Source organism: Paraburkholderia sp. SIMBA_027 (assembly GCF_046535315.1).
Lineage (GTDB): Bacteria > Pseudomonadota > Gammaproteobacteria > Burkholderiales > Burkholderiaceae > Paraburkholderia > Paraburkholderia tropica.
The window spans coordinates 1-419 of record NZ_JAWRWY010000126.1 but is presented as its reverse complement, the minus strand read 5'-3'; the positions used below and the strand labels follow the sequence as shown (position 1 = coordinate 419).

Below are 419 nucleotides of genomic sequence, written 5' to 3'. Positions count from 1 at the left end.
CTTCTTCACGCCGCGACTGCGCTTCAAATCCTACGATGAACTGAATGGCTGGTTGCTGGACAAGTGCATCAGTTACGCCCGCGCTCATAAGCACGTCGATCAGACGGAGCGCACGATCTGGGAGGTGTTCGATGCGGAGCGGCCGCACCTGGTCGGCTATCCCGGCAAATTCGACGGCTTCCACGCTGTGCAGGCCTCGATCGGCAAGACCTGCCTCGTGCGTTTCGACAACAACAAATACTCGGTACTGTCTACGGCAGTCGGCCGCCCTGCCGAGATACATGCCTATGCAGATCGCATCGTCATCCGGCAGGATGGCGTGGAAATCGGCCAACACGATCGCTGCTTCGGCCGTGGCGAGACGATCTATAATCCCTGGCATTACGTGCCGGTCCTGACCCGCAAACCGGGAGCACTGC

At 59.7% G+C, this 419-nt stretch carries 1 protein-coding gene; it reads left to right on the top strand.

The window, feature by feature from the left end; translation table 11 throughout:
• Positions 1–419: Mu transposase domain-containing protein (locus tag SB764_RS38425; RefSeq protein ID WP_410866523.1), on the top strand; the 419-nt coding region annotated here is incomplete at both ends.